Source organism: Mycobacteriales bacterium (genome assembly GCA_035550055.1).
Lineage (GTDB): Bacteria > Actinomycetota > Actinomycetes > JAFAQI01 > JAFAQI01 > DASZTV01.
The window spans coordinates 1-6823 of record DASZRO010000093.1; the positions used below are offsets into that span (position 1 = coordinate 1).

The 6823-nt window shown below is 67.8% G+C and carries 6 protein-coding genes; 4 read left to right on the plus strand and 2 right to left on the minus strand.

The window, feature by feature from the left end:
- On the plus strand, nucleotides 1-184 hold a 184-nt coding region (locus tag VG899_13825; GenBank protein HWA67434.1), incomplete at its 5' end, for a hypothetical protein.
- 1 nt (nucleotide 185) lies between these two features.
- On the opposite strand, the gene VG899_13830 is transcribed toward VG899_13825, so the two are convergent.
- Complete coding sequence (locus VG899_13830; protein ID HWA67435.1) at nucleotides 186-1595, minus strand: DHA2 family efflux MFS transporter permease subunit; 1410 nt, start codon at nucleotides 1593-1595, stop codon at nucleotides 186-188.
- Nucleotides 1596-1721: 126 nt separating this feature from the next.
- Here VG899_13830 and lon point away from each other — a divergent pair, with 126 nt between their 5' ends.
- Entirely contained in the window at nucleotides 1722-4049 is a 2328-nt protein-coding gene (lon, locus tag VG899_13835) for an endopeptidase La (protein ID HWA67436.1), read from the plus strand.
- A gap of 18 nt (nucleotides 4050-4067) precedes the next feature.
- On the opposite strand, the gene VG899_13840 is transcribed toward lon, so the two are convergent.
- Entirely contained in the window at nucleotides 4068-4508 is a 441-nt protein-coding gene (locus VG899_13840; GenBank protein ID HWA67437.1) for a VOC family protein, read from the minus strand.
- Between the two features lie 142 nt (nucleotides 4509-4650).
- Here VG899_13840 and VG899_13845 point away from each other — a divergent pair, with 142 nt between their 5' ends.
- Together VG899_13845 and VG899_13850 are read left to right on the plus strand one after the other, a co-directional pair.
- On the plus strand, nucleotides 4651-5037 hold the full coding sequence (locus tag VG899_13845; GenBank protein HWA67438.1) for a DUF1398 family protein: 387 nt from the start codon (nucleotides 4651-4653) through the stop codon (nucleotides 5035-5037).
- Nucleotides 5038-5474: 437 nt separating this feature from the next.
- Nucleotides 5475-6791, plus strand: coding sequence for an ISL3 family transposase (locus VG899_13850; protein ID HWA67439.1), 1317 nt, complete (start codon nucleotides 5475-5477; stop codon nucleotides 6789-6791).
- Nucleotides 6792-6823 lie beyond the last annotated feature (32 nt).

Here is a 6823-nt window from a genome sequence, read left to right on the forward strand (position 1 = left end):
CTCGAAGGTGTTGTTCGGTTCTTCGACGGCGGTGACGGACTTCTCGGTGAACCCGGCGGGGACGCAGATCACGGTGACCTCGCCGGCGCATGCGGCGGCGTCGGTGAACGTGTTCGTGGTGACGCCGGGCGGGACGAGCGCCGTGGTGGCCGGTGACCACTTCACCTACAAGAAGGTGGGCTGAGCTAGTCGGAGGCGGCGCGGTCGGCCAAGGCCGTGTGCCGCTGCAGGTTCTGGATGCCGGCCGCACCGGTCAACCCGCCGACGACGAGGCATACCGCGCAGGCGACGACCGACGCGTGAAACGCATGAACTGAGTCGCGCGATCGCCTGAAGCTGTCTCCCACCAGGGTGTGCGCGACGAGCACGCCGACCACTCCGATGCCGACGAGCCCAGCGACTCGTGCCACCGCGTTGTTGATCGCGGACGCTATCCCGGCGTCGCTCTCGTCGGCCTCGGCGAGCACCGTGGTGGTCAGCGGCGCGACTGTGATCGACAGCCCGATCCCGAACACCACGAGGGCAGGAAGGACGACGCCCAGGTACGACGTCTGCAGCCCGGCGCGCAGCAGCCACAACGTTCCGGCGGCGGCGACCAGCGGGCCGGCTGCCATGAACAGCCGCGGGCCGTGCCGAGTCGCCAGCGCCCCGAACCGGCTCGACAACAGGAACATCAGGATCGTGACCGGCAGCGTGGTCAGGCCGCTGCGCAGCGCGGAGTAGCCGGCCACCTGCTGCAGGAAGATCACCAGGTAGAAGAACAGGATCGACAGGCCGCCGTACATCGCGAAGGTCTCGACGTTGGTCACTGTGAAGTTGCGTACCGTGAACAGCTCGAGCTTGACCATCGGCGCCGGGATTCGGCGTTCGTAGCCGACGAAGGCGGCGAACAAGCCCAGTCCTGCGGCGAGCAGCCCGACGATCAGCGGGCTCGACCATCCCCGATGCGGCTGCTCGATCAAAGCGGCCATCACCCCGCCAAGCCCCGTGGCGCAGAGCACGGCGCCGACGAGGTCGAGTCGACGATGTGCGGTCGGCGTGACGCGGGGGACCGCGAGTGCCACCAGCGTCATCGTCGCGACCACCAGCGGGACGTTGATCGCAAACACCCATCGCCAGGACGCCACGTCGATGATCCAGCCGCCGAGCAGCGGACCGGCAACCGCGCCGATGCCGGTCCACGCCGTCCAGCTGCCGATCGCGCGACCACGAAGATCGGATGGGAACGCTGCCACGATGATCGCCAGGGAGCTCGGCGTGACGAGTGCGCCGGCGACGCCCTGCAATGCTCGCGCCGCGATCAGGACGCCGATGTCCGGCGCGAGCGCACACGCGAGCGAGCAGACCCCGAAGGCGCCGACGCCGACCCCGAAGACGAGTCGCTCGCCGTAGAGGTCGCCCAGCGAGCCGCCGACGAGGATGAAGGAGCCGAGCAACAACAGGTAGGAGTTGCTGACCCACTGCTGGGAGGCGAGCCCGCCGCCGAGATCACGCTCGATCGCTGGAAGCGCGACATTGACCACGGAGCTGTCCAGCATCACCACCGTCGTGCCGACGATCGCCGCCAACAAGGTGAGGCGTTGAGTGCGGGTCACGGCCAAAGTCTCCGACACCACAACCACGCCGGCCTCGTGCCGATTCCGCCGACAGCGGAAGGCCTCGGCGACCGGGAAACAACTGCGCCGGATCGTTGTTGAGTCGCAGTGACTCAAGGAGAAGTGATGGCGGAATCCTTCAACCTCCCGGTGCTCCCGCTGACTGACGAGGTCGTGCTGCCCAGGATGGTCGCGCCGGTGGCCCTCGACGCCGAGGCGCAGGCAGCCGTTGACGCAGCGCGCTCCGCCGCCGACGGCAAGCTCGTTCTGGTGCCCCGGATCGACGGCGCGTACGGCGCGACCGGCGTCGTCGCGACGGTGGAGCAGGTCGGCCGGCTGCCCAGTGGTGAGGCCGCCGCGGTGCTACGCGCCCGGGAACGCGCGCAGATCGGCGCGGGGGTGACGGGCGCCGGCGCGGCGTTGTGGGTGCAGGTGACGGTCGTCGAGGAGAGCGAGCCGACCGACAAGACCCGTGAGCTCGCCGCCTCCTACAAGGCCCTTGCCGTCTCGATCCTTCAGCAGCGCGGAGCCTGGCAGTTCGTCGACAGCGTGCAGCGGATCTCGGAGGCCGGGCTGTTGGCAGACACCGCCGGCTATGCGCCTTACCTGTCCATCGAGGACAAGCTCTGGCTGCTCGCCACGCCCGACGTCGATGCCCGGTTGGAGCGGTTGATCGAGCTCGGTCGCAACCACTTGGCCGAACTCGAGGTGTCGGAGCGGATCCGTGACGACGTCCGCGAAGGCATGGAGAAGAGCCAGCGAGAGTTCCTGCTCCGCCAGCAGCTCGCCGCGATCCGCAAGGAGCTCGGCGAAGGCGAGCCCGACGGCGCCGACGACTACCGCAACCGGGTGGAGAGCAGCGAGCTGCCCGACAAGGTGCGGGAGGCCGCGTTGCGTGACGTGGACAAGCTCGAGCGCAGCAGCGACAACAACCCGGAGGCGGGCTGGATCCGCACCTGGCTCGACACCGTGCTCGACCTGCCGTGGACGGTTCGCACCACGGACCGCACCGATGTCGTCGCCGCACGCAACGTGCTCGACGCGGATCACGAGGGACTCGACGATGTGAAAGACCGCATCGTCGAGCACCTGGCGGTGCGGGCACGTCGCGCGGAGCGCGGCTTGGAGCTCGTCGGCGGCCGCGGGAGTGGCGCCGTGCTCGCGCTCGTCGGACCTCCCGGGGTCGGCAAGACCTCGCTCGGTGAGTCGCTCGCCCGCGCCCTGGGGCGCAACTTCGTCCGCGTCTCACTCGGCGGGGTTCGCGACGAGGCGGAGATCAGAGGCCATCGGCGTACGTATGTCGGTGCGTTGCCCGGCCGGATCGTGCGGGCGATTCGTGACGCCGGCTCGATGAACCCGGTCGTCCTGCTGGACGAGGTCGACAAGGTCGGTTCGGACTTCCGTGGCGACCCAGCGGCTGCGCTGCTCGAGGTGTTGGACCCGGCGCAGAACCACACGTTCCGCGACCATTACCTCGAGCTCGAGCTGGACCTGTCCGACGTCCTGTTCCTCGCGACGGCGAACGTCGCCGACACCATCCCGCCGGCGCTGCTGGACCGGATGGAAGTCGTGACGCTCGATGGATATACCGAAGACGAGAAGGTCGCGATCGCGCGCAACCATCTGCTGCGGCGGCAGCTTGAACGAGCGGCGCTCGGCGCCGAGGACGTGTCGGTCGACGACGGGGCGTTGCGGCTGATCGCTGCCGAGCACACCCGCGAGGCCGGCGTTCGCCAGCTCGAACGTGCGCTCGCGAAGGTGCTCCGCAAAGTAACCACGGCGCTTGCCGGCGACCCCGAGGCCGCGCCGGTGGGTGTCACCGCCGAGTCGTTGGTCGACTATCTCGGCCGGCCTCGATTCACCCCGGAAAGCGCCGAACGCACCGCGGTGCCTGGAGTGGCGACCGGCCTTGCGGTGACCGGCGCGGGCGGCGACGTGCTCTTCGTCGAGGCAACCGCGATGCCGGGTGAGCGTGGGCTGACCCTGACCGGACAGCTCGGCGACGTCATGAAGGAGTCGGCGCAGATCGCGGTGTCCTACCTGCGTTCACACGGCCGCGACCTCGGCCTCGACCCGACGGAGCTGGATCGAGCCCTGCACCTTCACGTGCCGGCCGGCGCGGTACCGAAAGACGGTCCCTCCGCCGGGGTGACGATGGTGACCGCACTTGCCTCGCTTGCAACCGGACGGCCGGTTCGATCCGGCGTCGGCATGACGGGAGAGGTGACGCTCAACGGCCGGGTCCTGCCGATCGGCGGGGTGAAGCAGAAGCTGCTCACGGCCCACCGCGCCGGGCTGAAGACGATCTTCCTGCCCGCGCGCAACGAGCCCGACCTCGACGACGTGCCGAGTGCGGTGCGCGACCAGCTCGAGGTGAGGCTGGTCAGTGACGTTGCCGACATCATCGCGGCGGCGCTCGAACCGGCTGCCGAGACCGCCACGCTCGTCGCGTAGCTGCGACACCGCTCGGGCTCAGCGGAGCGCTTCGGCCAGGCCGATCAGAAGGCCTTCGGGCCCGCGGATGTAACAAAGCCGATAGACGTCTTCGTACCGGACGACTTCACTGCTGACGAGTTCCGCGCCGTGGTTTCGCAGCCGGGCGAGGGTGTCATCAAGGTCGTCCACCGCGAACATCACACGCAGGTAGCCGAGGGCGTTGACCGGGGCGGTCCTGTGATCGGCGATCACCGGCGGCGCAAGAAATCGCGAGAGCTCCAGGCGGTGGAGGCCGTCCGGCGTTCGCATCATCGCTGTCTCGACCCGCTGGTCGCCGAGGCCGGTGACGCGTCCCGCCCACTCGCCTTCGACCATCGTCCGGCCTTCGAGTTCGAGGCCGAGGACGCCGAAGAAGTCGATCGCGGCGTCGAGGCTCTCGACAACGATGCCGACGTTGTCCAGTCGTTGCACCGCCATGCGTGCTGACTCTATTTCGTCGACCGGGCCGCGGATGAGCCGCTGGAGGCGGATCGCCGACCGCGACGAGCAGGACGCCCAGGGGCGCTGAAGTTCTGGAGCGGCTTCCGAGGTACCCCACGGCGCTCGTTATCGTTCCGAGGTGTTCACGATCGAGGAGATCGACGAGCTGCACGAACGTCTCGGCAATGCGAACACGCTGCCTGACTACGTCAGGGCACTCGGGGCGCTCGGTGTCGTGCGGTATGACTCCTTCATTTCCGACGGCCACTCGGAGTTCTTCGCAGCCGACGGCCGGAAGGTGGTGTCGCAGAGCGCTCACGAGGAGTTGGCGGTAGCCGAGACAAGTGACCGTGAAGCATTCCTCGGTCATCTGAGGCGCCACGAGCGTGCAGAGACGAGCTACCTCGAGATGTCGCGTGGGATGGCCGAGAGCGGAGTCGAAAGGTGGACCGTGGACGTGGGCGCGATGACGATGACGTTCCACGGCCGGACCGGCGAGGCGCTGCTGGTCGAGCAGATCTCATAGGCCCAGGCAATCTGCCACAGTGGATCTCAAAGCAGCAGGGCCGGGTGCTTCGGTGCTCTGGGATTGTGCCGAACTGCCACCATGCGGAGGTCATCGAATGGCGAGCCGCTGGCGCAGAGGTACACGGGCCGGAGGACACCGCCTGGGGCATGCACGAAGCGGCGCTCGTTGACCTCGATGGCAACGTAATCCGCTTCGGCTCGCCGATGCGACCGGAATAGCAGGGTGTCCGCTGCTCTGCCTACGCCCTCTAGTGCTCGGTCGTGGCAAGCGCGAATCTGGGCACGCTGACACCCATTCGCAAATGCAAGAATCCCTTGCTAGGCAAGGGATTCTGGGTCTTCGGATCTCGGCGGGGAGGCCGTCCTTCGGGATGGCCTTCTTCGTGTTGGCGCGTCGCAGGGCGATGGGGACGAAGGTGCCGCAGTCTTCGAAGTGTGACCAACAAATTCCGTGACACCTTCGTCCTGCGCGAGCCTAGCGAGATAGTCCAGGCCCTGGTCGGGCTGAAGAACGTTCGGGTGCTGGCCTATCAGCGCACCGGTCCCGACGTGGAGCTGTTGATCGAGCAGGTCGAGGTGGTGCAGTTCTGCCCGTCGTGTGGCGCGCGGGCGCAGGTCAAGGACCGGCCGGTCGTCCGCTATGTAGACCTGCCGGTGTTCGGCGCCCCGATGACCTTGGCGTGGCGCAAGCACCGGCTCCGTTGCCCCCATGAAGGCTGCCCTCGCAGGTCGTGGACCTCAGGTGATCATCGGATCGCGGCCAAGAACTGCCGGCTGACGACCCGCTGCGCGAAGTGGGCCACCGAGCAGGTCGGGCGGGGTCGCGCCGTCTCCGATGTCGCGTCAGAGCTCAACTGTGACTGGCACACGGTCAACGACGCGGTCACCACCTATGGCGAGGCGCTGCTGGCGGCCGACACCAAACGGCTGACCCTGACCACGGCGATCGGTCTGGACGAGACGTCGTTCGTCAAACTGCGCACCCAGCGCTCGCGGCAGTACTGCACCACGGTCGCCGACGTGGCCCATCATCAGATCCTGGAGATCCTGCCGACCCGTGATTTCAAAGACGTGGCGCGCTGGGTGGACTCCCAGCCGGGTTCCTGGAAGGGCAAGATCCGCTTCGGTGCGTTGGACATGTCCAACGTCTACGCCGCCGTCTACTCAGTCACCTTGCCCAAGGCAGCACAGGTCGTGGACGCCTTTCACTGCATCCAGCTCGCCAACCGCGCGTTGGACGAGGTCCGCCGCCGGGTGCAACGCGAGCACAAGGGCCACCGCGGTCGCCGCGGCGACCCGCTATTCCGTGCCCGTCGGGTGCTGCTCACCGGCGAAGAACGCCTCGACGACCAGGCCCAGCAGCGACTGGCGTCGCTGCTCGCCCTCGGCGACCCCGCCGGCGAGGTCGCGATCGCCCACCGCGTCAAGGAACGGCTGCGCGAGTTCTACCGATGCACCGACATCGACACCGCGCGCGCCATGCTGCGAGAACTGATCGAGCACTGCCAGCGACCCGCGATGCCCGTCGAGCTACGCAAACTCGGGCGGACGCTGCAGAAGTGGTTCGACAAGATCTGCAACTTCCACATCGCCCGCGTCAGCAACGGCCCCACCGAAGCGCTGAACAACCTGATCAAACGAATCAAACGGATCGGGTTCGGCTTCCGGAACTTCGACAACTACCGCGTCCGCGCCCTGCTCTACGCCGGCAAACCGAACTGGCGAGTGCTGGGCTCCATCGTCGTCCGATGAACCCAGCACCCCGTCAGGATCCGAAGACCCGG

Bases quoted from the DNA above. Each gene is read 5' to 3' on its own strand.
- lon (HWA67436.1), top strand. From the start codon at position 1,722: ATGGCGGAATCCTTCAACCTCCCGGTGCTCCCGCTGACTGACGAGGTC.
- VG899_13840 (HWA67437.1), bottom strand. From the start codon at position 4,508: ATGGCGGTGCAACGACTGGACAACGTCGGCATCGTTGTCGAGAGCCTC.